18 protein-coding genes and 1 pseudogene are annotated in these 26,376 nt (G+C 63.8%); 9 read left to right on the forward strand and 10 right to left on the reverse strand.

Annotated features, from left to right (window positions below; all coding sequences use genetic code 11):
* Positions 1-67 precede the first annotated feature (67 nt).
* The 4 genes from NTD80_RS15835 to hflK (NTD80_RS15850) are packed head-to-tail and all read right to left on the reverse strand — an operon-like array spanning position 68 to position 5,897.
* A complete protein-coding gene (locus tag NTD80_RS15835; RefSeq protein WP_262134247.1) occupies positions 68-1,954 on the reverse strand; it encodes a heavy metal translocating P-type ATPase in 1,887 nt (628 codons plus the stop codon).
* The gene (gene hflK / locus NTD80_RS15840; protein WP_262134248.1) at positions 1,951-2,985 is read right to left on the reverse strand and encodes a protease modulator HflK; all 1,035 of its coding nucleotides are present in this window, start codon (positions 2,983-2,985) and stop codon (positions 1,951-1,953) included. The genes NTD80_RS15835 and hflK (NTD80_RS15840) overlap by 4 nt, the downstream gene beginning before the upstream one ends.
* On the reverse strand, positions 2,982-3,959 hold the full coding sequence (gene hflC, locus NTD80_RS15845; protein WP_262134249.1) for a protease modulator HflC: 978 nt from the start codon (positions 3,957-3,959) through the stop codon (positions 2,982-2,984). Before hflC ends, hflK (NTD80_RS15840) begins: the two co-directional genes overlap by 4 nt.
* 12 nt (positions 3,960-3,971) lie before the next feature.
* Entirely contained in the window at positions 3,972-5,897 is a 1,926-nt protein-coding gene (gene hflK / locus NTD80_RS15850; protein WP_262134250.1) for a protease modulator HflK, read from the reverse strand.
* Between the two features lie 304 nt (positions 5,898-6,201).
* Here hflK (NTD80_RS15850) and NTD80_RS15855 point away from each other — a divergent pair, with 304 nt between their 5' ends.
* From NTD80_RS15855 to NTD80_RS15880, 6 genes are read left to right on the forward strand one after another with little or no spacing between them, the layout of a single operon-like run.
* A complete protein-coding gene (locus tag NTD80_RS15855; RefSeq protein ID WP_106805589.1) occupies positions 6,202-6,825 on the forward strand; it encodes a CDP-alcohol phosphatidyltransferase family protein in 624 nt (207 codons plus the stop codon).
* Positions 6,826-6,836: 11 nt separating this feature from the next.
* On the forward strand, positions 6,837-8,591 hold the full coding sequence (locus NTD80_RS15860) for a bifunctional alpha/beta hydrolase/class I SAM-dependent methyltransferase (protein WP_106805588.1): 1,755 nt from the start codon (positions 6,837-6,839) through the stop codon (positions 8,589-8,591).
* Positions 8,592-8,593: 2 nt separating this feature from the next.
* Positions 8,594-9,892 carry a phosphatase PAP2/dual specificity phosphatase family protein gene (locus tag NTD80_RS15865; protein ID WP_262134251.1) on the forward strand — a complete coding sequence of 433 codons (1,299 nt, stop codon included), beginning with the start codon at positions 8,594-8,596 and terminating at the stop codon, positions 9,890-9,892.
* Positions 9,882-10,325, forward strand: a complete 444-nt coding sequence (locus NTD80_RS15870) for a hypothetical protein (protein ID WP_106805586.1) — start codon at positions 9,882-9,884, stop codon at positions 10,323-10,325. The genes NTD80_RS15865 and NTD80_RS15870 overlap by 11 nt, the downstream gene beginning before the upstream one ends.
* 9 nt (positions 10,326-10,334) lie before the next feature.
* Positions 10,335-10,955 carry a lysophospholipid acyltransferase family protein gene (locus NTD80_RS15875; RefSeq protein WP_065902657.1) on the forward strand — a complete coding sequence of 207 codons (621 nt, stop codon included), beginning with the start codon at positions 10,335-10,337 and terminating at the stop codon, positions 10,953-10,955.
* A 1-nt stretch (position 10,956) separates the two neighbouring features.
* Positions 10,957-11,889 (forward strand): phosphatidate cytidylyltransferase, encoded by a 933-nt coding sequence (locus NTD80_RS15880; RefSeq protein WP_065902659.1) that lies wholly within the window; start codon positions 10,957-10,959, stop codon positions 11,887-11,889.
* Between the two features lie 96 nt (positions 11,890-11,985).
* Here NTD80_RS15880 and NTD80_RS15885 read toward each other — a convergent pair whose 3' ends face one another.
* A complete protein-coding gene (locus NTD80_RS15885; RefSeq protein ID WP_065902660.1) occupies positions 11,986-12,468 on the reverse strand; it encodes an Lrp/AsnC family transcriptional regulator in 483 nt (160 codons plus the stop codon).
* Between the two features lie 127 nt (positions 12,469-12,595).
* On the opposite strand from NTD80_RS15885, the gene NTD80_RS15890 reads away from it, so the two are divergent.
* From NTD80_RS15890 to pbpC, 3 genes are all read left to right on the forward strand, one after another.
* Positions 12,596-13,225: a LysE family translocator gene (locus NTD80_RS15890; RefSeq protein WP_065902661.1), complete on the forward strand. Its 630-nt coding sequence runs from the start codon at positions 12,596-12,598 to the stop codon at positions 13,223-13,225.
* Positions 13,226-13,302: 77 nt separating this feature from the next.
* Positions 13,303-19,107, forward strand: a complete 5,805-nt coding sequence (locus tag NTD80_RS15895; protein WP_262134252.1) for an alpha-2-macroglobulin — start codon at positions 13,303-13,305, stop codon at positions 19,105-19,107.
* Entirely contained in the window at positions 19,088-21,385 is a 2,298-nt protein-coding gene (gene pbpC / locus NTD80_RS15900; protein ID WP_262134253.1) for a penicillin-binding protein 1C, read from the forward strand. Before NTD80_RS15895 ends, pbpC begins: the two co-directional genes overlap by 20 nt.
* Here the strand turns inward: pbpC and NTD80_RS15905 are convergent, their stop codons facing one another.
* The 5 genes and pseudogenes from NTD80_RS15905 to NTD80_RS15925 form a co-directional block, all read right to left on the reverse strand.
* Entirely contained in the window at positions 21,386-22,552 is a 1,167-nt protein-coding gene (locus tag NTD80_RS15905) for a hypothetical protein (RefSeq protein ID WP_262134254.1), read from the reverse strand. It abuts the gene before it with no gap.
* Entirely contained in the window at positions 22,549-23,130 is a 582-nt protein-coding gene (locus NTD80_RS15910; protein WP_106805580.1) for a LemA family protein, read from the reverse strand. The genes NTD80_RS15905 and NTD80_RS15910 overlap by 4 nt, the downstream gene beginning before the upstream one ends.
* A gap of 100 nt (positions 23,131-23,230) precedes the next feature.
* Positions 23,231-23,597: pseudogene (locus NTD80_RS15915) on the reverse strand (hypothetical protein).
* A gap of 60 nt (positions 23,598-23,657) precedes the next feature.
* Entirely contained in the window at positions 23,658-25,490 is a 1,833-nt protein-coding gene (gene glmS / locus NTD80_RS15920) for a glutamine--fructose-6-phosphate transaminase (isomerizing) (RefSeq protein ID WP_065902670.1), read from the reverse strand.
* Positions 25,491-25,500: 10 nt separating this feature from the next.
* Complete coding sequence (locus NTD80_RS15925; RefSeq protein ID WP_028618576.1) at positions 25,501-26,268, reverse strand: DeoR/GlpR family DNA-binding transcription regulator; 768 nt, start codon at positions 26,266-26,268, stop codon at positions 25,501-25,503.
* Between the last annotated feature and the right edge of the window lie 108 nt (positions 26,269-26,376).

Here is a 26,376-nt window from a genome sequence, read left to right on the forward strand (position 1 = left end):
AGTCTCGACACACCACTAGAGTGAGGCCCCCTGCCGGCGTTACAGCGCTACGAAAATAATTCGGAAATTATTCCTCAAGCTTCAGCAGCGGCTCCTGAAACCGCAGCAAACGCCCGGCATTGCCCAGTACCAGCAAGGTGCTGAGGTTGTGCAGCACCGCCGCAATCATGGCCCCGGCGGCGCCCAGCCAGCCGAAGGCGGCAAACACCACGATGGCCAGCGTCCAGCCCAGGCCGATGATCACGTTGACCTGCAACGTGTGCCGGCACTGGCGACTCAAGCGCACACAGGTGCCCAGCCGGCGCAGGTCACTGCCGATCAACACCACGTCCGCCGAGGCCAGCGCGATATCCGCGCCGCCCGCGCCCATGGCCACGCCGACCACACCGGCCTTGAGCGCCAGGGAATCGTTGATGCCGTCGCCCACCACCATGGGCCGAAAGCCGCTGTCGATCTCGCCGAGCACGCGGTTGAGCTTGTCTTCCGGCAGGGCCTGGGCTTCGACATCACTGATGCCCACGTCCAGCGCCAGGCTGTCGGCCACACTCTGACGGTCGCCGGTCAGCAGCAGTTGGCGGCCCAGGCCGAGGTCGCGCAGTTCCTGCAGCGCCTGGCGGGCTTCGGGCTTGACGCTGTCGGCGAGCAACAGCCAGGCGACGAATTGCCCCTTCAGCGCCAGCCCGGCAATCGGGCCGTCGTGGTCAGGAACAGGCGTCGCGACGATACCCAATTGCTCGAACAACTCCGGACGCCCCAACGCCGCCTCGCCCTGTTCGGTCTGTGCCACCACGCCCAGGCCCTGGCGCTCGCGGATATCGCTGAGCGCCAGCCGTTGCTCCGGCGTCGCCAACCCCGCCAAGGCGCGGCTGACCGGGTGGCTGCTGGCCGAGCCAAGGCTGGCCGCCAGGTTGAGCAGCGCCTGGCGATCCGTCAATACACTCTCGATGGACTGCAAACGCAAGGTGCCAAAGGTCAGGGTGCCGGTCTTGTCGACCACCAGCGAGGTCAGGTCCGCCAACTCTTCGAGGAAGGCCGAGCTGCGAATCAGAATCCCATGCCGTGCCGCCACGGCAATCCCGGCAATCGCCGTGGCCGGGGCCGACAACACCAACGCACACGGGCACGCCGCCACCAGCACAGCCAACATCGCCTGGGCGTCATTGGTCACAAACCAGGTCACTGCCGCCAGCAACAGCACCAGCACCATGTAGCTGCCGGCGTAACGCTCCAGCAGCCGCGTGATCGGTGGCTTGGAACGCTCGGCGTTCTGCATCAGCGCAATGACCTTGCCCAGCGTCGACTCATTGCCGGTGCGGGTCACTTGCAAACGCAACAGGCCGTCAAGGTTGATCGCGCCACCAAACACTTGGACGCCGACATGGGCCTCCAGCGGCACCGACTCACCAGTGATCGGCGCCGTGTCCAGGCTGGCCTGGCCCGACAGCACTACGCCATCGGCCGGCACGCGGTCACCGGCGCGCACTTCAACGATATCGCCGGGGTTCAGCGTGCCGTTATCCACCTCATGGATGCTGCCATCGGCGTGCACCCGACGGGCATGGCTGCGCGTCAGTTTACCCAGGGCGTGGATCGCCTCCTGGGAGCCGATCACACTGCGCTCCTCCAGCACATGCCCGAAAATCATGATGATCGGCAGCAGTGCGGCGGTCAGCAGGTCACCGGTGGCCCACGCCCCCATCATCGCGAGGGCGATCAACTGGTCGGTGATGCCATGCAGGCTGGGGAAGCGCAGGCTGTACCAGGCCGAGCGCATTACCGGCACCGCGACCAGCAAGGACGCAACGCCGAGCAGCAATTGACTGACGCCACTCTGGTCCGGCGCCAGCCAGCGCCATACCAGGCCCAGCACCAGCAAACCCAGGGCGAGCATCGCCAGGGTCAATTGCCGGGCGGCGCTGCGCTGCTCGGCGGAGGTCAACATGGGTGCGCTCATTGTTCGGCTCCCTGGATGATCAAGCGGGAGTCGTCTTTAGGATCGACGGTGGTCAAAGCGCCGGCCTGGCCGAGAATCTTCGGCAGCCGCTCGCGGTACAAACGCAGCAGCAAGCCGGGGTCTTTCACCTGGGCCAGGCTTGCGACAGTAGCAGTCTGCGCCTGCGCATTGGCCAGGCGTTCGCTGGCCTGGGCATGGGCGACCTGCACCAGGCGGTCGGCCTCCTGGTTGGCGATCTGGGTGAGTTTTTCCGCGTCGGTACGCGCATTGGCCACGGCTTTGTCGGCCTGCTGGCTGGCGGTGAGCACGGCGTTGAAAGCATTTACCGCCGGGCCCGGCAGACTTGATTGCACGTCGACGCGGGTGACCTGGATGCCCAATCCCAGGCCAGTGGACGTCAACTCCGCGAGGCGCTTGTTGATGCCTTGCACCAGGTCTCCACGCAGCCTTTCGCGCCGTTGCGCGGCGCCGTTGTCGGTGCCGATCAGTTCCGGGCGCGCCACCAGGATCGTGTCCAAGTCACGCGCAGCGGTCAGGGCCACCGCGCTGCGGGTCACCAGGCGGTCCAGCGCCGGCAGCACATGCTCGCCCTGCAACACAAACGCATAGGGCTCGGTGACTTTGTAGAACACCCGCACATCCAGCTGCACCACGCCGGCATCGCCGGTCAGCAGGTAGCCGGAGCCGGCCAGTGCGTCGCTCAACGGGGTGGCGAAACTGGCCACGCGGTCGGCCTGGATCGCAGCGTCGGAACGCAGCAGGTTCTCCACGCGCCGCTCGATCACGCGATCCGCCGCCGGCAACAGCACTACTTGCTCGAACGGCTGCGGCCAGGCCAGCAACAAGCCGGCATTCTGGATGCGATCCAGCGCGCCGAAGTGCAACACCACGGCGCGGTTCTGCGGGTCGATCTGCCGCACATTGGAAAACGCCCAGGCCAATGCCGCCAAAACCGTCACTGCGTACAGCGCCAGAAAGGTCAGGCGCCCAGCCTGGATCCACGGGCTGTCCGGGCTGCCACGCTCGATCATGGCTGGACGTCCTTCGGCCCGTCCACCAATGCACGGAACGGCGCCGCGTCGGTGCGCAGGATGATCCTGGTACCCGGCGTCACAACGGTGCCCAAGGTATCCAGCGAGCGCAGCAAGTTGTACAGCTGCGGGTTGCCGGCGTAGGCACGCCCATAGATCTGCGCCGCTTCGACGCGCGACTGTGCTTCGATGTCAGCCGCTTTCACCGTGGCATCGGCTTGCACGATGCGCGCATCGCGCTCGGCGGCGGAACGGATCTGCGCCGCTTCACGCTTGCCCACGGCGGTGCGTTCGGTCGCGATGGTTTCGCGTTCGGCACGCATGCGGTCGACCGTCGCGGTGAGGGTGACCGACGGCAACGTCAGCCGCTCGATGCCGACCTGGGCCACGCGCACGCCATAAGTAGTGAGCAATTGTTGATCAATCTGCTGGCGCAACTGAGCCTCGAAATCGGCAATTCGCACCTGGCTGGCATCCGTATTGATCAGGCTCGACAAGTCAAAACTGGCGGCCGTGGTCTCCAGCGCCGAGCCGACAAAGGTGCGAATCTGCCGCGCCGCTTCATCCGGCTGGTTCTGCACCGCGCGCATGAAGCGCTGCACATTGTCGGCATCGCCCTGCACCTGCCACGCCACATAGGCCTGCACGATGATGCGCAGGCCGTCGCGGGTGCCTACATCCTGCAAGCCACTGGACGTGGTGCGCAGGCGCAGGTCCACCGGGATCGCCGCTTCGAACGGCGCCGGCCAGCGCCAGCCCAGGCCCGGCTCCAGCAATACCCGCGACGGGTTGCCGAAGCGGGTAATCACCGTGGCTTCACCGGAACGCACCTGCACCAGGCTGGCCGCCGCTACGGCAAACAGCACCAGCAGCACCGCCCAGGCCATGCGCCGCCAGGGGAACGGGCCTGCCGCGTGTTCATCACCATGATGAGCGTGGTGGTGATGGCCATGATGATGATCGTGAGCGCTCAACAGACAGACTCCTTATTGAACGGCTTTACGCGGCACCGAAGGATCGGCCGGTAAGGTAAAAGAACGCAGATCGATCGTCGGCGCGCCATCGGCACCCAGGCGGTGATCCAGAATAAGCAGCTTGGCGTGGGCCAGGCCCTGGCTGAGTTGGCCGAGGTACTGCTCGAGCACAAAGGCCTGGCCGGCCGTGGCGTAGGCCTTTTGCTCGGCGGCGAAGCGCAGGTCGGCCGCCTGGGCCCCGGCATTCACTTCACGCGCGCTGGCCAGTGCCTGGTCGCGCGCAGTACTGGCTTGCAGCAAGGCCTGGTTGGTCTGTTCGCTGGCGGCACCGCGCTCGCGGGAGATCAGGGCCTGGGCGCCAATCTGCGCGGCTTGCACGCCGTGGTAGGCATTGGCGGCACCGGCCGGTGGGTGGATGGCTTCTACGACCGTGGCGAGGATTTCCACGCCGCTGTCGAGTTTTTGCAGGTCCGCCTGCACCGCGCTGCCGATTTCGTCAGCGAGGCGAGTGCGTTGCTCGCCGAGCAATTCGTCGAGGGTGCGCGAGGCAAAGTCGTGAACCAGGATACGGCTGGCGGTGCTGCGAATCAGGGTCGGCACGTCCGCGCTGTGGTAGGTGGCGGCCAGCGCGGCCTGGTCGGTGAGGCCGATGCGGTAGACAAACCGCACATCCATATTGACGATCTGGAAGCTCTGCTTGTCGCCGCTGCTGCTGGCGATCACCTGGGATTTGTCATTCACATGGCTGGCGTCCCACAACCGATTGGCGATCAACGGCGCCGGGCCCTCGGCAGGCGCCAGTTCCGGCGCAGCCGCTTCGCTGACGCTGGTGGCCAACTCATGCACCACGCCATTTTCCACGTTGATGACACGGCCTAACGGCCAGGGTAGACCGGCATGCAGGCCGGGCCCGAACACCTCGACGGGCTTGCCAAAGCGTTCATAAATCCCACGCCCTTGCAGCGGCACTTCATGCACGCCGGTCAGTGTCCAGCCGACAGCCAGCACCACCAGCAGCACCGGGAGGAATGCACGGCGCATGTAGGTAAACGCCCAGATCTGGCGCAGGTCGATGCCGAAGCGGTTGTGCAGTTCATGCTGCAAGGCGAGCAACGGTTGCGGCGGCCAGCGCAGCAGGTCGGCAATAAAGCTCTGCGCCATCAAGCGCGGCTCAAGGCGTGGCTGGCGCGGGCTGAACAGCGACAGCACGGCCCGAAGCAGAAACTCCAGCGCCACCAGGGCGGGCAACAGGCCGATCAGTGTGGCGAGGCGCAGCGGCCAGACAGACGCTGCGCCGGCAAACAGCAGGCAGATCGCACTGACCACCAGGCAAACAATCGCCACCCGGCTCAACTGTGCCAATTGCGCGGCTTCCGGCCATTGCGTGGCGGTTTCCTGAGCCAGGCGCCGCTCGAACACCAGCAGGCCAAACGCCAGTGCCAAGCCGAGCGCGGCACCGACACTGGCCGACTGCCCCACCGCCGCGGCGGGCAGCGCCAGGTTCCAGAACTCGATAACACTCACCAGCGCCAGCAGCGCCCAACCGCACAGCCACAACACCGGCGCACCGATCTGGGCCAGCAGGCCACTGCCCAGGCGGTTGGCCAGGCTTCGATGCCAGGTGACGGGCTCATCGGGCTGTCCGGTCAACGCCGCCACCGGTTCTTCCAGCGCCTGGGCGCGCCAATCGGCGACCCACCACGCCGACTGCAACCCGGCCACCAGCACCAGCAGCGCCGAGGCACAGTTGATCAACACCACCGGCCAGATCGACAGCGGCGCAAACAGCGCGACAAACAGCGCCAGCACCCAACCGGCAACGGCCAGGGCCGTCAGGCTGATGCCGGCTTGGCGCAATCGACGGGCATGGAACAGCCCTTGCTGAAAACGCGGCAGGCCTTCCACCGAAGCGCCGTCAGCCTCTAGATCCACTTGCATCTACTTAACGCCCAGTTGTACACAATTCGTTACGATATAACACGCAGCGTGAAATTTTTGTTCGAAACCCGGGTAAACCCCCTGCGGGAGTGGGCTTGCCCACGATGGTGGTCTGTCAGTTATCGCTGTTCACCCTTACCCACCGCATTCGCGAGCCGGCCCGGTCGCTGATTTGTCCGGCGACGCCTTCGATAGCGTGACAAAACCCCCATAAACACGCGCCATCACTGGTGCAGGCCATGAATAATCGGCACACTCCAAACCAGTTTTTCGCGGGCTCACGGACAAGGAAGCGTCACTCCCCATGATTTCGATCTATCAGCTCAAGCCGCGTTTTCAAAACCTGCTGCGCCCCCTCGTGCAGCGCCTCTACGACAACGGCACCACCGCCAACCAGATCACCGTCCTGGCCGGCGTGGTTTCCCTGTTGGTCGGCCTGCTGATCGCCAGCTTCGCTCAACACCTCTGGCTGTTTGCGCTGATCCCGTTGTGGATGATCCTGCGCATGGCCCTCAACGCCATCGACGGCATGCTCGCGCGTGAATTTGGCCAGCAGTCGCGCCTGGGCGCCTACCTCAATGAACTGTGCGACGTCATCGCCGACAGCGCGCTGATCCTGCCTTTCGCACTGATCCCCGGCGTGAGCCTGGCGCCGGTGCTGCTGGTGGCGCTGCTGGCGGTATTCAGCGAATACGCCGGCGTGCTCGGGCCCATGGTCGGTGCGTCGCGCCGCTACGACGGGCCGATGGGCAAGAGTGACCGGGCCTTCGTCCTCGGCGTACTGGCCACCGGTGTTGCACTGGGTTGGCTCGGCGCGGGCTGGGTCGACACCGTGATGTGGCTGGTCGCCGCCCTGCTCGCCTACACCCTGGTCAACCGGGTACGCCAGGGCCTCAAGGAACACTCAGATACTCCACCGATTGCATAAGGATTTTTGCGATGCGCGAACAGCAAGAGCACACCTTCAGTACCCATGATGGCGTCGAGCTTTTCTACCGGCACTGGCCGGCTACTGCGCCTGCGGGCGATGAGCCGCGCAAGGCGATCCTGCTGTTCCATCGCGGTCATGAGCATTCGGGGCGCATCGCGCACCTGGTGGATGAACTCGACCTGCCGCAATTCGACTTCTTCGCCTGGGACGCCCGCGGTCACGGCCAATCACCGGGCGCGCGCGGCGACAGCCCGAGCTTCGCCACCAGCGCCCGTGACGTGCAGACCTTTTGCGAGCATATCGGCGCGGCTTACAGCATCGAGGAAGAAAACTTCGCGGTGGTCGCGCAAAGCGTCGGCGCGGTGATCGCAGCCACTTGGGTGCATGACTACGCGCCGAAAATCCGCGCGCTGGTGCTCGCCTCGCCGGCGTTCAAGGTCAAGCTGTACGTGCCGTTCGCACGGCCAGGGCTGGCGCTGATGCGCAAGTTTCGCGGCAACTTTTTCGTCAACAGCTACGTCAAGGCCAAGTTCCTCAGCCATGACCCTGAACGCGTGGCGTCCTACGACAGCGACCCGCTGATCACCAAGGCCATCTCGGTCAATGTGCTGCTTGGCCTGTACGAAGCGGCCGACCGCGTCGTAGCCGATGCCCAGGCGATCCAGGTACCGACCCAACTGCTGATCTCCGGCTCCGACTTTGTGGTGCACCGCAAACCCCAGCAGCAGTTCTTCGACCGCCTTGGCAGCCTGAAAAAAGAGCTGCATATCCTCCCCGGTTTCTTCCACGACACCCTTGGCGAACGCGACCGCGCGGTGGCCGTGAGCAGTGCCCGGCGCTTTATCCTGCAGAATTTCACCCAGCCGCTGGACCGCGCTTGCCTGCTGGACGCCGACAAGCTGGGTGCCACCTGCGCCGAGTCCGAAGCCCTCGCCGCGCCGCTGCCGCGCAATTCCCTGCGCGACCTGTACTGGCGCCTGACCCGCGCCAGCATGGGCCTGGGCAAGAACCTGTCGGACGGGGTGAAACTCGGTTTCGACACCGGCTTCGACTCCGGCAGTACCCTGGATTACGTGTACCGCAACAAGCCCACCGGCAAGGGCGGGCTGGGGCGGATGATCGACACCAATTACCTCAACTCCATCGGCTGGCGTGGCATTCGCCAGCGCAAGTTGAATGTCGAAGAACTGCTGCGCCTGGCCATGATCCGGCTGCGCGATGAGCAGCGCGAAGTGCGCATCGTCGACATCGCCGCCGGCCACGGCCGCTACATCCTGGAAGCCTTGCAGGGTGTGTCGCCGCTGCCGGAGTCGATCCTGCTGCGCGACTACAGCGACATCAACGTGCGCGACGGTGGCGCCCTGATCCGCGAGAAGGGCCTGGGAGATATCGCGCAGTTCGTCAAAGGCGATGCATTCGACCGACTGGACCTGGCGGCACTGGACCCCAAGCCGACACTGGCGGTGGTGTCCGGGCTGTATGAATTGTTTGCCGACAACGGCATGGTCGGCGGCTCACTGGCGGGTCTCGCCGAGGCCGTGGAGCCTGGCGGTTATCTGGTCTACACCGGCCAGCCGTGGCACCCGCAGCTGGAACTGATCGCCCGTGCGCTGACCAGCCATCGCCAGGGCCAGGCCTGGGTGATGCGCCGCCGCAGCCAGGCGGAAATGGACCAATTGGTGGAAGCCGCCGGTTTCCGCAAGATCACCCAGCGTGTGGACGAGTGGGGCATCTTTACCGTGTCCCTGGCACAGAAGATCTGAACATGCGCGAACCCGGCCTGTTAAAGCCAGCGGTGCTGTGGCTGCTGCTGTTGGCGCCGCTGTTTTTCAGTACCTATGGCTTCGCCACCTGGGTCACCAGCCAGCGCAGCGACGTCGGCACGCTGGTGTTCGACTGGGAAACCCATATGCCCTTCTGGGCCTGGACCATCGTGCCCTACTGGTCCATCGACCTGCTCTACGGTTTCTCGCTGTTGCTGCCCAATAGCCGTCACGAGCTCAAGCAACATGCCCTGCGCCTGTTGACGGCGCAGGTCATCGCGGTGAGTTGCTTCCTGATCTGGCCGCTGCGCTTCACCTTCGAACGTCCGGAACTGGACGGCGTGTTTGGCTGGCTGTTCGCCGTGCTCGCGGGGTTCGACAAGCCGTTCAACCAGGCGCCCTCGCTGCACATCGCGCTGCTGGTGATCTTGTGGGTCATGTACCAACGCCATACGCAGGGCTTCTGGCGCTGGGTGGTGCATGGCTGGTTCGCGTTGATCGGGATTTCAGTGCTGACCACTTATCAACACCACTTTATCGACTTACCCACAGGCGCCCTCGCCGGCTGGCTGTGCGTGTGGCTGTGGCCGCTGGAGCACCCCAGCCCGCTATTGAATGCGCGGCTGACGCGAGACCCGAAGCGCTGGCGGTTGGGCGCGCGCTACGGCCTCGGCGCCCTGGTGTTGGTCATCCTGGCCTTTGGGCTGGGCGGCGGGTGGTTGTGGCTGCTGTGGCCAGCGGTTTCATTGGGTCTGATCAAGGCCAATTACTTCGTGCTCGGTGCTGCAGGCTTCCAGAAACGCGCCGATGGGCGGATCACACCCGCCGCCCGCTGGCTGTACGCGCCTTACCTCGCGGGCGCGTGGGTCAATTCACGTCTGTGGACACGCAAACATCCACAGCCTGATCTGATTGTGGATAACGTCTGGCTCGGCAGGATTCCCAGCACCGGCGAGCAGGAATCGTTCAAGGCCATCGTCGACCTGTGCGCCGAATTGCCGATTAATCCACAGGGCCGCGCCTATCAGAATGTGCCCGTGCTGGACCTGATCGCACCGACACCCGAACAATGCCTGCAAGCCGCACACGCCATCGAACGTCTGCGCCAGAGCGGGCCGCTGCTGGTGTGCTGCGCCCTCGGCTACTCACGCAGCGCCACCGCCGTCGCTGCCTGGCTGCTGCACAGCGGCCGCGCGGCCACGGTGGATGACGCGCTGGCTATTATTCGTGCAGCGCGTACCCGTGTAGTCCTGCACCCCGCTCACCGTAAAGCTTTGGAGGGTTTGCCCCATGCCCGCTGATATGGAACTGCAGGTCGTCGCCAGCCTGCTACGCCGTGGTCGTTCGCTGGATCAGTTATCAACAGGCCTGACCGTGGTCGGTGTGTTATTCGGCTTGGCCCAGTTGCTGATGGCGAGTATTTCGACCATCTGCCTGCTGCTCAGCCTGTGGATGATTATCCTCGGGCTGCTGCAAAAGTACTGGGCACTGCGCGTGGCCTTTGATGCCGACCTCTTCGCCCTGCTCGCCCGCGACACCGATCGCACCGCAGATCTCGACCAGGCCCTGCAATCCCTTGGCCTGCAGTCGGCCAAGCGCGCGGGCCGCCCCTGGACCGAGCGCCGTCGCGGCGCCCTCAAACTGCTGCGCAAACAAGCCTGGCTGCTGGGCGCGCAGGCGCTGCTGACCCTCGCCGTGATCCTCGCCAGCCCCTGGCTGCCCTTCGCCGGATAAGGAATCCCCATGTTCGAACCTGTGGTCGCCACGCTGATTACCTCCATGGCCCGCACCGTCACCGGCGCCCGCAGCCTGTGGCTGGGCTGCGCGCCGGTGCCGGTGCAGCGCATCTACTTCGCCAACCACAGCAGCCACGGCGATTTCGTGCTGTTGTGGGCGTCGTTGCCGCAAAACCTGCGCAAATTCACGCGCCCGGTAGCCGGCAGCGATTACTGGAACAAAAGCGCAGTGCGCCGTTACATCATCAACCGCGTGTTTAATGGCGTGCTGATCGACCGCGAGCGCAAGGACCCTGTGGATAACCCCTTGCAGCCCATGCTCGATGCACTGGAGGGTGGAGACTCGTTGATCATCTTCCCCGAAGGCACGCGCAATCTGGAAGACGGCCTGCTGCCGTTCAAAAGCGGCCTGTATCACCTGGCGAAAAGTTACCCACAGGCCGAGTTGATCCCGGTGTGGATCGCCAACCTCAACCGCGTCATGCCAAAGGGTCGCGTGCTGCCGCTGCCTCTGCTGTGTACCACCAGCTTCGGCGCCCCGCTGCAATTGGCCGAAGGCGAAGACAAAGCCGCGTTCCTCGCCCGTACCCGCGATGCTTTGCTCGCCCTTGCCCCGGAGCATTCCTGAGATGGATAGCCAAACCCTGATGTTATTCGGCGGGATCGGCGCGATCCTGGTACTCGCCTCGCTGATCGGCCTGGTCCTCAAACTGCGCACGCGTGGCACGCCGAATGCGGTGATCGAGAACCTCAACGCGCGCATCAACGCCTGGTGGGTGATGGTGGTCGTGATCGGCATCGCCTTCTGGCTCGGTACCGGCGCGGTGATCCTGCTGTTCTACGCGGTCTCGTTCTACGCCCTGCGCGAATTCCTCACCCTCACGCCTACCCGCCGCAGCGACTACCCGGCCCTGGTGGCCGCGTTCTACCTGGCCCTGCCGCTGCAATACCTGTTGATCTACTCGGACTGGTACGGGCTGTTCTCGATCTTCATCCCGGTGTACGTGTTCCTGCTGCTGCCGATCCTCGCTTCGCTTGGCGGCGACACCACGCACTTCCTGGAGCGTGCGTCGAAGGTGCAGTGGGGCCTGATGATCGCGGTGTTCTGCGTGTCGTTCGTCCCGGCCCTGCTGACCCTCGACATCCCTGGCTACGAAGGCCGCAACCTCTTGCTGATCGCCTACCTGGTGATCGTGGTGCAACTCTCGGACGTGCTGCAGTACGTGTGCGGCAAGCTGTTCGGCAAGCACAAGATCGCGCCCAACCTGTCGCCGTCCAAGACCGTTGAAGGGTTTATCGGCGGGGTTTTGCTCTCCTCGCTGATCGGCGCCGCGCTGTGGTGGACCACGCCGTTCAACCCGTGGCAGTCGTTTTTGATCGCATTGCTGATCAATCTGCTGGGCTTTGCCGGCGGCATCGTGATGTCGGCGATCAAGCGCGACCGCGGCGTGAAAGACTGGGGGCACATGATCGAAGGGCACGGCGGCATGCTGGATCGACTGGATTCGGTATGTTTTGCCGCGCCGATCTTCTTCCACCTCGTGCGCTACTGGTGGACCTGAAAAATCCTAAGGAGCCGGCTTGCCGGCGATGACTGGTCTTGAACACTGCGTGAAATTCGCAGGCCTCATCGCTGGCACCCCGACGCCTACGAATCATTAGCCTGGCAAATGCCCGAGCGGCAACGCCCCCGGGGTTTTCACGGTCTGGATCGCGAAGTTGCTGCGGATATCCCTCACGCCCGGCAGCTTCAACAGGCTGCCGGTGACGAACCGCTCATAGCCACGCAAGTCCGGCACCACCACCTGCAGCAGAAAGTCCGACTCGCCCGAGACCAGGAATGCCGAGATCACCTCAGGCAGCGCAGTGACCGCCTCGCGAAAGGCGTTGGCCTCGGTGTCGTTATGCCGCTCCACTTTCACCCCGACAAATACCATCATGCCCAGCCCCACTTCATCGCGGTCGAGCGTGGCCTGGTAGCCGCGAATCACGCCGGCCTCTTCCAGCAGGCGCACACGCCGCAGACACGGTGAGGCAGACAAGCCGATTTCATCGGCCAGTTGCACGTTGCTCAAGCGGCCGTCGCGTTGCAGGGCCTCGAGAATCTTGCGATCAAACGTATCGAGTTTGAGAGTTGGCATAAGTGAATGGCCGGTAGCTTATTCAGTGGCAGAGAATGCCAAGACTAGACGCTTTTCTGGCTTATTACGCAAGCACCTGCCCCGCCCTCGCGCCCTAGAATCAGTCGACCAAATACGGGGGTGGAACATGGCGGAACTCTGGTTGTTTTTGATGGCCCTGTCGGTGGCGTATCTGTTGCCGGGGCCGGACATGATCCTGTTGCTGCAGACCGGCGCACGCCAGGGCAAGGCCCTCGCGCTGACCACGGCGATCGGGCTGGGGATTGCCCGGGCGTGCCATGTGGCGCTGGCAGGCATGGGCCTGGCGACCTTGTTCAAAGTGGCGCCGTGGACATTCGATGTGGTGCGCCTGGGCGGCGCAGCCTATCTGCTATGGCTGGGGGTTCAATGCTTGCGCGCGAATATGCTGCCGTCCCTCGCCAACGCGAACACGCCGCCAACGCTGCATGCCTGGCGCACGGCGTTTCAACGCGGCCTGCTCACCAACCTGCTCAACCCCAAGGCGCTGTTGTTCTGCTCGGTATTGCTGCCGCAATTCATCAACCCGCAGGCTGGGCCAGTGGCAATGCAGTTTGCGTGGTTGGGGGTGATGCTGGTGAGCGTCGGTTTCGCCTTCGACTGTTGTTATGCCCTGACGGGTGCGCGCATCGGCCATTGGCTGGCGCGTAATCGCTCGGCGCAGCGTATGCAGCAGTGGTTGTTCGGCAGTCTTCTGATCGGTTTTGCGGTGCGCCTCACTTTTGTGCAACACGCCTAGCGGTACGGCGTATCGACGTCATCTTTTGTATCAAAGACGCGTGTAAGATACGCCGCACTTAGCCAGGGATGCTCACCATGTTCGATTCGTTCAAAGCGATCAGCCGCCGTATCAGCGCTGTGTTGTTGACTGTGGTGGGGGCCGTTTTCGGCCAATGGCATCCGCCGCTCTGGCTCCGTGCGATCGGCCGTGGCGTGGCGAACCTGGGGCACAAGGCGCGTGCCTATCCGCGTCAGGCCGGCGCCGGCCTAGTGGGCCTGGTGTTGCTGGCGGCCGCAGGGTTCTACGGCTGGCACTGGTATTCCAACCTGCCGCAGCCCCACACCGTGGGGTATTCGCTGCACAAGCCCAACCTGACCGACTACACCCAGCAGCCGCCGGTTGTGGATAACCTGCAAGTGCGCTTCGCCGAATCTGTGGCTCCGCTGGCCGCCATTGGCAAGCCGGTGACCGAAGGCATCACCCTGAACCCCTCCGTGGCCGGTGCCTGGCGCTGGTCCGATGACCGCACCTTGCTGTTCGTGCCGGAAAAGGACTGGCCGGTAGACGCCCATTACACCCTCGACCTGGCCAAGAAAAACCTGCTGGCCGATGGCGTGCTGCTCAGCCAATACAGCAGCCAGTTTTCCACCCAACCGTTCCGCGCCACCCTGGCGCAAAACGAGCTGTACCAGGACCCGTCCAACCCGACGCTGAAACAGCTGGTGGCAACCTTCCATTTTTCCCACCCTGTTGATGAAGACAGCCTGCGCAAGCGTGTCTCGGTGACCCTCGGCAAAGGCCTGGCCTACCGCGACGCCCAATTGCCCAACCGCCCGGAAATCACCTTCGACGAGAAAAAACTCAACGCCTACGTACGCTCCGCCGCCCTGGCCACACCGCTGGAAAGCACGCCGGTCAGCGCCAAGCTCGACGAAGGCATCAAGGCGCGCGACGGCGGTAACGCCAGCGCCGCAGCGCTGGTGGCGGAAGTCACCGTGCCCGGCCGCTACCGCCTGACCTTTACCGGCGCCGACGTCAGCTTTGTGGATAACGCGCGTGGCGAGCCCGAGCCGGTGCTGATGTTCAGCAGCTCCAGCGCCGTAGCCGATGACACCATCGCCGGTAAGGTGCAGGCCTGGCTGTTGCCGGAAAAAGCCCAGGACGACACGCGCCCCTACAACAGCAACGACATCGACGACGCCCTGCTCGCACGCAGCAGCAAAATCACCTTGACCCACGTGCCCAGCGTCGAACCGTTGAACACCCTGCACGCCTTCAAATTCAAGGCCCCGGCCGGGCGCGCCGTGTATGTGCGCGTGCCCGCCAACCTCGAAGCCATCGGTGGCTACCTGGCGAAAAATCCGACAGCGTCGCTGCTCAGCATGCCCGCGTATCCGCGCACCTTGCAGTTCCTGTCCGACGGCGCGCTGCTCAGCCTCAATGGCGAAAAACGCCTGGGCTTCATGGCTCGCGGCGTACCCGGCGCGCATGTGGAAATCGCCCGCCTGCTGCCCAACCAATTGCAACACCTGGTGGACCAGAGCAGCGGCAGCTTTGCGCGGCCTAACTTCGGCAACGAATACTTCGACCGTATGGTCGAGCGTCAGGCACTGGATATTCCGCTGTCGTCCTCGGATCCTGCGAAAACCGTCTACGACAACGTCGATCTCAGCCACTACCTCACCGCCAATGGCGGCCGTCGCGGCATTTTCGTACTCAAGCTCAGCCCGCAGGATGACCCGGCAACACGCACATTCGAGTACGAGCGCAGCAGCACCAGCGATCTGCGTTTTATCGTGGTGACCGACCTTGGCATCATCGCCAAGCGCTCCAGCGACGGCAGCCATGATGTGTACGTGCAGTCCATCGGCAGCGGTTCGCCGGTGGCGGATGCGCAAGTCGACATCATTGGCCGCAACGGTTTGCCGGTGAGCAGCGGCCATACCGACGCCGAAGGCCACGTGCATTTCGCCAAACTGGATGAACTACGCCGTGAGAAAACGCCGCTGATGTATGTGGTCACTCGCGGCAATGACCAGTCGTTCCTGCCGATTGCCCGTCAGTCCCAACAACTGGATTTATCGCGCTTCGACGTAGGTGGTCTGGAAGAAGACGGTGCCGTTGATCGTCTCAGCGCCTACCTGTTCACCGACCGTGGGCTGTACCGGCCCGGCGAAACCGCGCACCTGGGCATGATCGTGCGCAGCGGCAACTGGAAAGGCGCCCTGCAAGGCCTGCCGGTGGAGCTGCAAATCACCGACCCGCGTGGCCTGGAAGTGATTCGCCAGCCGCTGAAGCTGTCCGCCAGCGGTTTTGAAACCTTTGATTTCCCCAGCAGCGAAGTGGCCCCCGCCGGCGACTACACCGCGACCTTGCAGTTGATCGGCGAGAAGCAGACCCGCACCGACCTGGGCAGTGTCAGCTTCAAAGTCCGCGACTTCGAGCCGGACCGCATGAAGGTCAGCCTGAGCCTGCACGACACCCCGGTGCAGGGCTGGATCCCACCTGACCAGGTGGTGGCCAAAGTCACTGCGATGCACTTGTTCGGTGCCCCGGCATCCGGTCGGCGTGTCACCGCGAAAATGTCCCTGAGCCCCACGCTCGCGGCCTTCGACCGTTACCCCGATTACCGCTTCCGCCTCAACGATGGCCTGGAGGAGGCCAGCACCGAAGACCTGGCCGAGACCACCGTCGATGACAACGGCCAGGCTGTGCTCGACCTCAACCTGCAACGCTTCGCCAACAGCACCTATCGCCTGCAGGTGATGACCCAGGTGTTCGAGGCTGAAGGCGGCCGCAACGTGGCCGCGCAAAGTGCCGTGCTGGTGTCATCCGCGCCCTACCTGGTGGGTGTGAAAAGTCAGGATTCGCTGTCGTACGTCGCCAAGGACGCCCCACGCCAGGTGCAATGGCTGGCCGTCGCGCCGGACCTCACGCCACTGGCAGTGGCCGGCCTGACCAGCGAAGTGGTCGAGCACCGCTACGTGTCGGTGCTGGTGAAACAGTCCAACGGCACCTACAAATACGAGTCGCGCATCAAGAACATCAGCCAACCTGCCTCACCGCTGGTGATGACCCAGGAAGGTGCCAAGCAGACCTTGAACACCGGCACGCCGGGTGATTTCACCCTGCAACTCAAAGACGCCAACGGCAACCTGCTCAACCAGATCGACTACAGCGTGGCCGGCCGTGGCAACACTTCGCGCTCGCTGGAACGCAACGCCGAGCTGCAATTGCGCCTGGATAAACGCAGCTACGCCACCGGCGATGAGATCGCGATCAGCATCCGCGCGCCCTACACCGGCGCCGGCTTGATCACCATCGAGCGCGACAAGGTCTACACCCAGCAGTGGTTCAAGGCCGACAGCACCAACAGCGTGCAACATATCCGCGTTCCGGCAGGGCTTGAGGGCAATGCCTACGTCAACGTGCAGTTCGTGCGGGACATCGGTTCGTCCGAGGTCTATATGAGCCCGCTGTCCTACGGCGTGGTGCCCTTCAGCATCAACCTGGATGCGCGGCGCATGGCACTAAAGGTCGAAGGCCCGGCGAAGATCGAACCGGGGCAGACCCTGGACATCAAGGTCAACGCCGACCGTCCGGGCCGCGCGGTGGTGTACGCGGTGGACGAAGGCATCCTGCAAGTGGCGCGCTACCAGACGCCGGACCCGCTTGGCTTTTTCTTCCAGAAGCGGGCGCTGGAGGTCGGCACCAGTCAGATCCTTGACCTGATCCTGCCGGAATTCAGCCGCCTGCTCAGTGGGGCAGCGCCGGGTGGCGATACCGAAGGCGCCCTGGCCAACCACCTCAACCCGTTCAAGCGCAAACACCAGCCGCCAGTGGCCTGGTGGTCGGGCCTGGTGGACCTGCCGGCGGGTGAAACCGTGCTGCATTACCAGGTGCCGGACAGCTTCAACGGCAAGTTGCACCTGTTTGCGGTGGCGGTGGATGCCGACAGCGTCGGCGTCAGCGAGGCCAACACCGAGGTGCGCGGGCCGATTGTGATCACGCCGAACGTGCCGGCCTTCGTGGCGCCGGGCGATGTGTTCAACGTCAGTGCCGGGGTGTTCAGTAACCTCGACGCGGCGGCGGACGTGAAGTTTGAAGTGCAGACCAGCGCCGGCCTGGTGGTACAGGGCGACAAGGGCAGCACCTTGTCCCTGCAACCGCGCAAGGAAGGCACCGCCGAGTTCAAGATCAAGGTCGGCGACACCCTCGGTTCGGCGGACCTGCGTTTTGTCGCGGTGCTGCCGGATGGCAAACGTATCCAGGTCGCCGAAACCACCTCGATCCGCCCTCTGAGCGAGCATCGCGTGGCCCTGAGCCTGGGCCGCTTCGACAGCGCCAGCAAAGAGCTCAAGCCCACCCGCGAACTGTTCAGTCAATTGCGCGACGTGCAACTGGGTGTGGCGGCCTCGCCATTGGTGTGGGCCAACGGCCTCAAGCATTACCTGGATGACTACGGCTATGCCTGCACCGAGCAACTGGTGTCCAAGGCCATGCCGGCATTGATCTGGGGCGGCAATGCACCAGAGGCCGAACAGGCCTTCGGCAGCGCGGTACGCATGCTGCGCCAGCGCCAGAACCAGGCCGGCGGCTTCGGTTTGTGGGCGGCCAACCCGGACGTGGCGCCGTATGCCAGCCTGTACGCCACCGACTTCCTGATCGAAGCCCGGGAGCGTGGGCTGCCGGTGCCCGAAGACCTGCTGGTGCGCTCGAATGCCTATCTGACAGACCTGGCCAACGGCCCGAGCGAAGGCCTGTCGGAATTGCGCAACCGTGCCTACGCCAGTTACCTGCTGAGCCGTCAGGGGATTCTCGTCAGCGGCGCCTTGAGCGATATCCGCGAACGCTACGAAAGCTACTTCAAGGACACCTGGCAGAACGACCTCGGCGCCGCTTACCTGGCCGCCAGTTACAAGCTGCTCAAGCAGGATCGCCAGGCCGATACGTTGTTCCGCAAGATCCCATGGCGTTCGCTTGTGGATAAGTGGGAAAGCGATGGTCTGTACTACGACCCACTGGTGCATGACGCCGAGCATCTGCATCTGCTGGCGCGGCACTTCCCCGAACTGCTGGACGATGTGCCGGTGGCGTTGCTGGATAAGCTCGGCAAGCGCCTCAACGAGCAACGTTACAACTCGCTGTCGGCCGCCCTGTTGCTGCGCGCTCTGGACAACTATGGCCAGCGCGCGCAAAGCGACATGACCCTCAAGGCCACCGCCTGGCTGGGCGACAAGCAGCAACAACTGCTGGAAATGGCTGGCCAGCCGCCACGCGCTGCCGTGCCGGGTGCCACGCAAAAGCTGGTAATGGAAAAATCCGACGGCCCGGCGGCGTTCTACATGCTCAGCGAGGCCGGTTTCGACAAGGGCGCCAAGCTCAAGCCAATCACCAATGGCCTGGAGATCATCCACGAATACCTCGACCTCAAGGGCGAGCCGGTGAGCAAAGTGGCGGTAGGCGACGAGTTCCTGGTGCGCTTGCGCCTGCGCGCCACCGACCGTGACCAAGTGCAGCAAGTCGCCGTGGTCGACTTGCTGCCGGGTGGCGTCGAGCCTGTGTATAACTTGCCGCCGGAGCCGGAAGCCGCCAGTGCCGAGGAAAGTGAAGGAGAGGAATCCGAGTACGTGGAAGCCAGCGACGAAGAGGCCGACACCTGGCAGGCACCGATCGGCGAAACCGAGCTGAGTAACTGGCAGCCGGAGTACGTGGATGTCCGCGATGATCGGGTGGTGTTGTACGGCACTGCGCTGCGCGACGTAGGTACTTTCGTTTACCGTGTGCGCGCCACCAACGCAGGCACCTTCAATACACCTCCGGCCTACGCCGAAGGCATGTACGAAACCACCCTGCAAGGGCGCGGCAAAGTAGGCCAGCTTGAAATTACCAAGCCTTAAACGCCTGACGCCGCTGCTGGCAGCGGCGGTGGTGCTGGCGGGGTTGCGGCTGTGGCCCCATGCCCCGCTGGAGCTGGCCGTGACCTCGTCACGGGTGGTGTTGGCCGACGACGGCTCGCTGTTGCGCATGACCCTCGCGCAGGACGGCCAATACCGTTTATGGCTGCCGCTGGAGCGCATGTCACCGTCATTGGTCGAGGCCCTGCTGCTCAAGGAAGACCGTAATTTCTACTGGCACCCGGGGGTCAATCCTCCGGCGTTGCTGCGTGCGGCCATGGCGACCTACACCGGTGGCCAGCGCCAGGGCGGCTCGACGTTGAGCATGCAACTGGCGCGGCGCCTGTGGGATCTCAACACCCGGCAAGTACCGGGCAAACTGCAGCAGATCGCCTTGGCCCTGTGGCTGGAAGCGCGCTACAGCAAGCACGACATCCTCGAGGCTTACCTGAACCTGGCACCGATGGGCGGCAATATTGAAGGCGCCGAGGCGGCCAGCCGGATTTATTTCGGCAAGTCGGCGGCGCAGTTGTCACTGTCCGAAGCCCTGGCGTTGGCGGTGATCCCCCAGCAACCGGGGCGGCGCGCGCGCTTCGGGCCGTCGCTGCAAAACGCGCGGCTGAGGCTGATGGCCGACTGGCGCGAAACTTATCCACAGGACGCGCGCAACGCCAGTTTGCTCGACCTGCCCCTGGAAGCGCGCAACCGCCAGCAGATCCCGTTTCTGGCACCGCACCTGAGCGAGCAACTGCTGGCATCCCAGACCGGTAATGAGCTGAACAGCACCCTTAACCTGCCACTTCAGCAATTGCTGGAGCGCTTGATCAGCGGCTTTATCGCCGAGCGCCGCAGCACCGGGGTGGAGAACGCCACCGCGATCCTGATCGACAGCCGCGACCAGAGCGTCAAGGCCCTGGTGGGCTCGGCGGATTACTTATCCACAAGCCTGCATGGCCAGGTCAACGGCGTGCTGGCGCGGCGCTCGCCGGGCTCGACCCTCAAGCCGTTCCTGTATGGGCTGGCGCTGGATCAGGGCGTGATTCATCCGATGAGCATCCTCAAAGATCTGCCGAGTAATTTTGGCTACTTCCAGCCGGAAAATTTCGACGGCAGTTTTGTCGGGCCGCTGACGGCGCGGGATGCCTTGATCCGTAGTCGCAATATTCCGGCGGTGTGGCTGGCCAGCCAGGTGAGGTCACCTTCGCTGTATGGCTTGTTGCAACGGGCCGGTATCAAGGGCCTGCGGGGTGAAAGCCATTACGGCCTGGCCTTGGCCCTCGGCGGTGGCGAGATGACCCCGGAAGAACTCGCGGGGCTGTATGTAATGTTGGCCGGCGATGGGCATCTACGGCCATTGCGCTATCTGCAGGAGCAACCGCAGTCCACCGGCGCGCAACTGCTTACCCCCCAGGCCGCGTTTATGGTGCGCGACATGCTGCGCCGCAATCCGCGTCCGGATGGCTTGCCCGGCCGCCATTGGCGCACCACCTGGAAAACCGGCACCTCCTGGGGCTTTCACGATGCCTGGAGTGCCGGTTTGGTCGGCCCGTATGTGCTGGTGGTGTGGGTGGGCAACTTCGATGGGCGCCCGAACCCGGCGTTCATCGGCGCCAAAACCGCCGCGCCACTGTTCTTCCGTATCGCCGACGCCCTGCCCCTGGCCTTGCCCAATGTGCTGATCAAGCCTGACAAGCCGCCCGCCGGGCTGGTGCGCATCGACGTGTGCGCAGCCTCCGGCGAGCTGCCCAACCGCTGGTGTCCACAGACCCGCAAGACCTGGTACATCCCCGGCGTCTCACCGATACGCGTCTCCAACCTGCACCGCCCGGTGCTGATCGACACCCGCACCGGCAAGGCCGCGTGCCCGCCATTCGAGGCGCAGTACACCCGCGAGGAAGTCTTCGAGTTCTGGCCCAGCGACATACAACGCCTGTACCGCGCCGCCGGCCTGCCGCGCCGCACGCCGCCCACGGTGATGAAAAACTGCCAGCCCAACCGCCTCAGTGACCAGAGCGAAGCGCCGCAGATTCGCTCGCCCCTGACCCAGGTGAGCTACCAGTTACGCCTGTCCCAGCCCCAGGAAAGCATCCCACTGAACGCCAACGCCGCCAGCGATGCGGCGACCCTGTACTGGTTCGCCGACCAGACCCTGATCGGCCAGGGCCCGCCGCAATCCACGCTGAATTGGCGACCGGGCAAGTCGGGAGAATACCGGCTGCGGGTCAGTGATGATCAGGGGCGCAGCACGAGTCGCGGGCTAAAAGTGGAATTTGTGCCCTGATCAGGCGTCTTCGTCGCCGAAACTGGCTTTGCCCACGCGTTTGGCAAAATGGTTGTACGCCGCGCCCAGCTTGCGCTGCTCGAAGATCGAGAACACCAGGGTGCCGACCAAGATCAGCATCCACACCAGAAACAACTTCAGCGTATCCACCTGGGCCACGAACAGCAGCAAGGTGACCACACCGCCAATCACCATGCCCAGCCCGGTCCACGCACCCAACACCCGGCCCACGGCCATGCGGATGCCCTTGGGCAGCACCAGGCGGGTCGCCATCAGCACCACGATCATCGCCAGGAAGAAGCCAAACGCCGCCATGAACGGAATCTGGAAACCGCCCTCGCGATATAACCAGGCCAGCAATTTATACACAGGGCCAAGCTCGGCCATCTGTTGATAAGTGTCCGGCCCCGGCAAATGCAGTTGGGCAATGTGTTCGGGCGTGAGGGCCATGATGCCCACGCCGATCAGCCCCACGCCGGCCGCGTAGAAGCCACCGGCGCGCCACAGCGGCGCGAGGACCCGACGGTTTTCCACATCCTGAGTCAGCGCTACGCCGAACACCGCCTTGGGTTGTTTGCCCTGGGCAATCACGCGCAGGCCGTCGCGTTCGCAGGCATCGCCGATAAGCATCACATCAAGGTCCTGGCTCAGTAGGATTTCACCCTGGCGGCGGGAGCTGCCCATCGGCTCGTAATCGTCAGGCGACTTGTTGCCAAACAGATCAATGCCCTCGGCAATCACCCGGATTTCGCCGCTGGCGTCCTGCAGGCTGAAGTCATTGCAGCGCGCCTCGCCCGAAGCCCGGCTCCAGCTCCAGTGCCCGTCGTCGTCTTTCTTGCCGTCTTCGATGATCAACACGTAGCCCGCGCAGGGCTTGCCATACACCGGCGACACCAGCGGCTTATCCACAACCACCTTGCCGCGCAGTTCCACCAACCCCATCGCCAGCGAGCGGATCTGACTGGTGGCCAGCCGCTGTTCCGTCTTGTAGAAATTGGGGCCGAAGCTGGCCAACAGACCGAGCAGGATCAACGTCGGGAAAAACAACGCGATCAGGATGTTCGGCGCATATACCATCAAGCCAATAAAGCCTGCGAGTATCAGCAGCGCCAGCAGGGTTTTCCATGCCTGCTTTTTCTTGATGGTGCCAGCCTGGGTGGTCTTCATGTGCCCGGCACTTCGAGCTTCACGCCTTCGTAGCGGGTTTCTTCTGCACTGATGGCCAGCAACGGAATACGCTGGTAACTGAGCATTCGCGCAAAGAACAGGTCGGGAAACACTGCGATGGCGATGTTGTAGAGGTTGACCGACTCATTGAAGAACTCCCGCCGGTCGGCAATCCGCTCCTCCACCGCCGAGATCGCCTGCTGCAACGCGACCATGTTGGGCCCCGAGATCAGCGCGGGGTAATTCTCCGCCACCGCTATCACCGACTTCAGCGCAGCATTGAGCTGGTTGGAGGCGTCGACCTTGTCGTTGAGGCTGCTGGCGTTGAGGTATTGCGTACGCGCGTCGCTCAGGCGGGTGAACAGCGCGTTCTCATGGTTCATGGCGGTCTGGACCACGCGCATCAGGTCCGGGATCTGATCGGCCCGCTGCTTGAGCAATACGTCGATGTTGGCGAAAGCCTTGTCCACATCGTTACGCCGCATCACCAGCCCGTTGTAGACCCCCACCATCCAGCCGACGACGCCCACGACAATGATCAGCGCAACGATGCCGGCGATTAGCAGTTCGATATTCATGGTGAAGGCGTTCCCTGGCTGAGTTATCCACAGGGTCGCATTCTAGGGGGAAAACGGCGTCACGCGACGGGCACTGGCCCACAGAACCGACAAGAGGTGCTTAACCCGAGGAAAGCTCCACGTAGCTCGACTCGCCACCGCCAGCGGCACCTGACAACCAGCCCCACTCGAAGCTCAGCGTAGTGCGTCCGACAGGGTCTACAGCGACCGTCCCACGCGACCAACCGGACAGCAGCTGACCGTCCAGCGTCAGGCACTGATACAGCAACTCGATGGTATCCGGGCCTGTCACGCGTCCCACTTGCGTACCCAGCCGGATGCGACCGCCTTGGTAGGTGCCGGAGATGGCATCACCCTTCGACAAGGTAATGAAACACCGTACCCGTACCCGACAGCCCTTGGGCGTTGTTGGCGACAGTGAATCGGCGGTTGTGCAGACGTGGATGGATCTGGGAGGGCGTGTGCATCGAGATCGCGTCCTTTCGCGGGGACCTGGAGACCCGGGCGGGCCTCCAGGGTATGGCGGCTTACTCCACGGTCACCGACTTCGCCAGGTTGCGCGGCTGGTCGACGTCGGTGCCCTTGAGCACGGCGACGTAGTACGACAGCAGCTGCAACGGGATGGTGTAGAGAATCGGCGACAGGGTGTCGTGGATGTGCGGCATGTTGATGACGTGGGTGCCTTCACCGTTGACCATGCCGGCTTTCTCATCGGCGAACACGATCAACTGGCCGCCACGGGCGCGCACTTCCTGCAGGTTGGATTTGAGCTTTTCCAACAGCTCGTTGTTCGGCGCGACGGTCACCACCGGCATGTCGTCATCCACCAGGGCCAGTGGGCCGTGCTTCAATTCGCCAGCCGGGTAGGCTTCGGCGTGGATGTAGGAGATTTCCTTGAGCTTCAGCGAGCCTTCCATCGCCACCGGGTATTGCGCGCCACGGCCGAGGAACAGGGTGTGGTTTTTGTCGGCGAACAGTTCGGCGACTTTTTCCACTGTGCTGTCCATGGCCAGGGCTTCACCCAGGCGGGTCGGCAGGCGACGCAGTTCTTCTACCAGGGTGGCTTCGACACCGGCAGCCAATGTGCCGCGAACCTGGCCCAGGGACAGGGTGAGCAGCAACAAGCCGACCAGTTGGGTGGTGAAGGCTTTGGTGGAGGCCACGCCGATTTCGCGACCAGCCTGGGTCAGCAGAGTCAGGTCGGATTCGCGCACCAGCGAGCTGATGCTGACATTGCAGATCGCCAGGCTCGCGAGGAAGCCCAACTCCTTGGCGTTGCGCAGGGCGGCCAGGGTGTCGGCGGTTTCGCCGGACTGGGAGATAGTCACGAACAGGGTGTCAGGCTGCACCACCACCTTGCGGTAGCGGAATTCGCTGGCGACTTCGACCTGGCACGGGATGCCGGCCAACTCTTCGAGCCAGTAACGCGCAACCATGCCGGCGTGGTAGCTGGTGCCGCAGGCGACGATCTGCACATTGCGCACTTTGGCGAACAGCTCGGCGGCTTGCGGGCCGAACGCGTTGACCAGCACCTGGTTCTGGCTCAGGCGACCTTCCAGGGTGCGCTGCACCACCGAAGGCTGCTCGTGGATTTCCTTGAGCATGAAGTGGCGGAACTCGCCCTTGTCGGCGGCTTCGGCGCCATCACGGTATTGCACGGCTTCGCGCTCGACGGGGTTGCCGTCGACGTCCCAGATCGACACGCTTTCACGGCGGATGTCGGCGATATCACCTTCTTCCAGGTACATGAAGCGGTCGGTGACCTGGCGCAGGGCCAGTTGGTCGGACGCGAGGAAGTTCTCACCCAGGCCCAGGCCGATCACCAGCGGGCTACCACTGCGAGCGGCAACCACACGGTCCGGTTGGCTGGCGCTGATCACCGCCAGGCCGTAGGCGCCATGCAGTTCCTTGACCGTGGCCTTGAGGGCGGTGGTCAGGTCGCTGTGGTCCTTGAGCTTGTGGTTGAGCAGGTGGGCGATGACTTCGGTATCGGTGTCCGAGGTGAACACGTAGCCGAGGCCCTTGAGTTGTTCGCGCAGTACTTCGTGGTTTTCGATGATGCCGTTGTGCACTACGGCCAGGTCACCGGAGAAGTGCGGGTGGGCATTGCGTTCGCACGGCGCACCGTGGGTGGCCCAGCGGGTGTGGGCAATCCCCAGGCGACCGACCAGCGGCTCGCCGAGCAGGGCTTGCTCCAACTCGGCGACCTTGCCCGGGCGGCGCATGCGCTCAAGCTTGCCGGCGTTGGTGAAGACTGCCACACCGGCGCTGTCATAGCCGCGGTATTCCAGGCGCTTGAGACCTTCAAGCAGGATGGCGGTGACGTTGCGTTCAGCGACTGCGCCTACAATTCCACACATGGTATTTCTCCTAGATGATTGCCGCGCATATCAGCGTAATGCCGCGGGCTTGGATCTGGTCGCGGGCCTCAAGCGGCAGGCGATCATCGGTAATAAGGGTATGGACGCTGCTCCAGGGCAGTTCCAGGTTGGGAATCTTGCGGCCGATCTTGTCGGATTCGACCATCACCACCACTTCACGGGCGACCTCGGCCATCACGCGGCTCAGGCCCAACAATTCGTTGAAGGTAGTGGTACCGCGTTCCAGGTCGATGCCATCGGCGCCGATGAACAACTGGTCAAAGTCGTAGGACCGCAGCACCTGCTCGGCAACCTGGCCCTGGAATGAGTCCGAATGCGGGTCCCAGGTGCCGCCGGTCATCAGCAGCACCGGCTCGTGTTCCAGTTCGCTCAAGGCGCGGGCCACGTGCAGGGAGTTGGTCATCACCACCAGGCCGGGCTGGTGGCCCAGTTCGGGGATCATAGCCGCCGTCGTGCTGCCGCTGTCGATGATGATGCGGGCGTGCTCACGCAAACGCATCACGGCGGCCCGCGCGATGGCGCGCTTGTAAACCGAGATGGGTTGGGCGGCGTCGCCGACCAGTTCCTGCGGCATGGTGATCGCGCCACCGTAGCGGCGCAGCAGCAGGCCGTTGCTTTCGAGGGCGGCGAGGTCCTTGCGGATGGTCACTTCCGACGTTTCGAAACGCTTCGCCAATTCGTCCACGCTGACTTCGCCCTGTTCATTGAGCAAGGTCAGGATGTTGTGGCGTCGTTGGGGTGTATTTCGTTTCGACATGGTGATGATAAGTTTCGCTTCGAAAGATAACGAAGGCAATCAAAACCTATTGGCGAAAGATCGTCAAGCGCGGGAATGAGCTTTTTGAATACTCGAAGCAAAAAATGT

Source organism: Pseudomonas sp. 13B_2.1_Bac1 (genome assembly GCF_025466155.1).
In the GTDB taxonomy this organism is placed as follows: Bacteria; Pseudomonadota; Gammaproteobacteria; order Pseudomonadales; family Pseudomonadaceae; genus Aquipseudomonas; species Aquipseudomonas aylmerensis.

What these genes read in the sequence shown, in the direction of transcription:
- NTD80_RS15860 (WP_106805588.1), top strand. Translation starts at nt 6,837, where the DNA reads ATGCGCGAACAGCAAGAGCACACCTTCAGTACCCATGATGGCGTCGAG.
- NTD80_RS15925 (WP_028618576.1), bottom strand. Translation starts at nt 26,268, where the DNA reads ATGTCGAAACGAAATACACCCCAACGACGCCACAACATCCTGACCTTG.
- NTD80_RS15895 (WP_262134252.1), top strand. Translation starts at nt 13,303, where the DNA reads ATGTTCGATTCGTTCAAAGCGATCAGCCGCCGTATCAGCGCTGTGTTG.
- NTD80_RS15885 (WP_065902660.1), bottom strand. Translation starts at nt 12,468, where the DNA reads ATGCCAACTCTCAAACTCGATACGTTTGATCGCAAGATTCTCGAGGCC.
- NTD80_RS15865 (WP_262134251.1), top strand. Translation starts at nt 8,594, where the DNA reads ATGCGCGAACCCGGCCTGTTAAAGCCAGCGGTGCTGTGGCTGCTGCTG.
- NTD80_RS15890 (WP_065902661.1), top strand. Translation starts at nt 12,596, where the DNA reads ATGGCGGAACTCTGGTTGTTTTTGATGGCCCTGTCGGTGGCGTATCTG.
- glmS (WP_065902670.1), bottom strand. Translation starts at nt 25,490, where the DNA reads ATGTGTGGAATTGTAGGCGCAGTCGCTGAACGCAACGTCACCGCCATC.
- NTD80_RS15910 (WP_106805580.1), bottom strand. Translation starts at nt 23,130, where the DNA reads ATGAATATCGAACTGCTAATCGCCGGCATCGTTGCGCTGATCATTGTC.
- NTD80_RS15855 (WP_106805589.1), top strand. Translation starts at nt 6,202, where the DNA reads ATGATTTCGATCTATCAGCTCAAGCCGCGTTTTCAAAACCTGCTGCGC.
- NTD80_RS15880 (WP_065902659.1), top strand. Translation starts at nt 10,957, where the DNA reads ATGGATAGCCAAACCCTGATGTTATTCGGCGGGATCGGCGCGATCCTG.
- hflK (WP_262134250.1), bottom strand. Translation starts at nt 5,897, where the DNA reads ATGCAAGTGGATCTAGAGGCTGACGGCGCTTCGGTGGAAGGCCTGCCG.
- NTD80_RS15875 (WP_065902657.1), top strand. Translation starts at nt 10,335, where the DNA reads ATGTTCGAACCTGTGGTCGCCACGCTGATTACCTCCATGGCCCGCACC.
- NTD80_RS15905 (WP_262134254.1), bottom strand. Translation starts at nt 22,552, where the DNA reads ATGAAGACCACCCAGGCTGGCACCATCAAGAAAAAGCAGGCATGGAAA.
- NTD80_RS15835 (WP_262134247.1), bottom strand. Translation starts at nt 1,954, where the DNA reads ATGAGCGCACCCATGTTGACCTCCGCCGAGCAGCGCAGCGCCGCCCGG.
- NTD80_RS15870 (WP_106805586.1), top strand. Translation starts at nt 9,882, where the DNA reads ATGCCCGCTGATATGGAACTGCAGGTCGTCGCCAGCCTGCTACGCCGT.
- hflK (WP_262134248.1), bottom strand. Translation starts at nt 2,985, where the DNA reads ATGATCGAGCGTGGCAGCCCGGACAGCCCGTGGATCCAGGCTGGGCGC.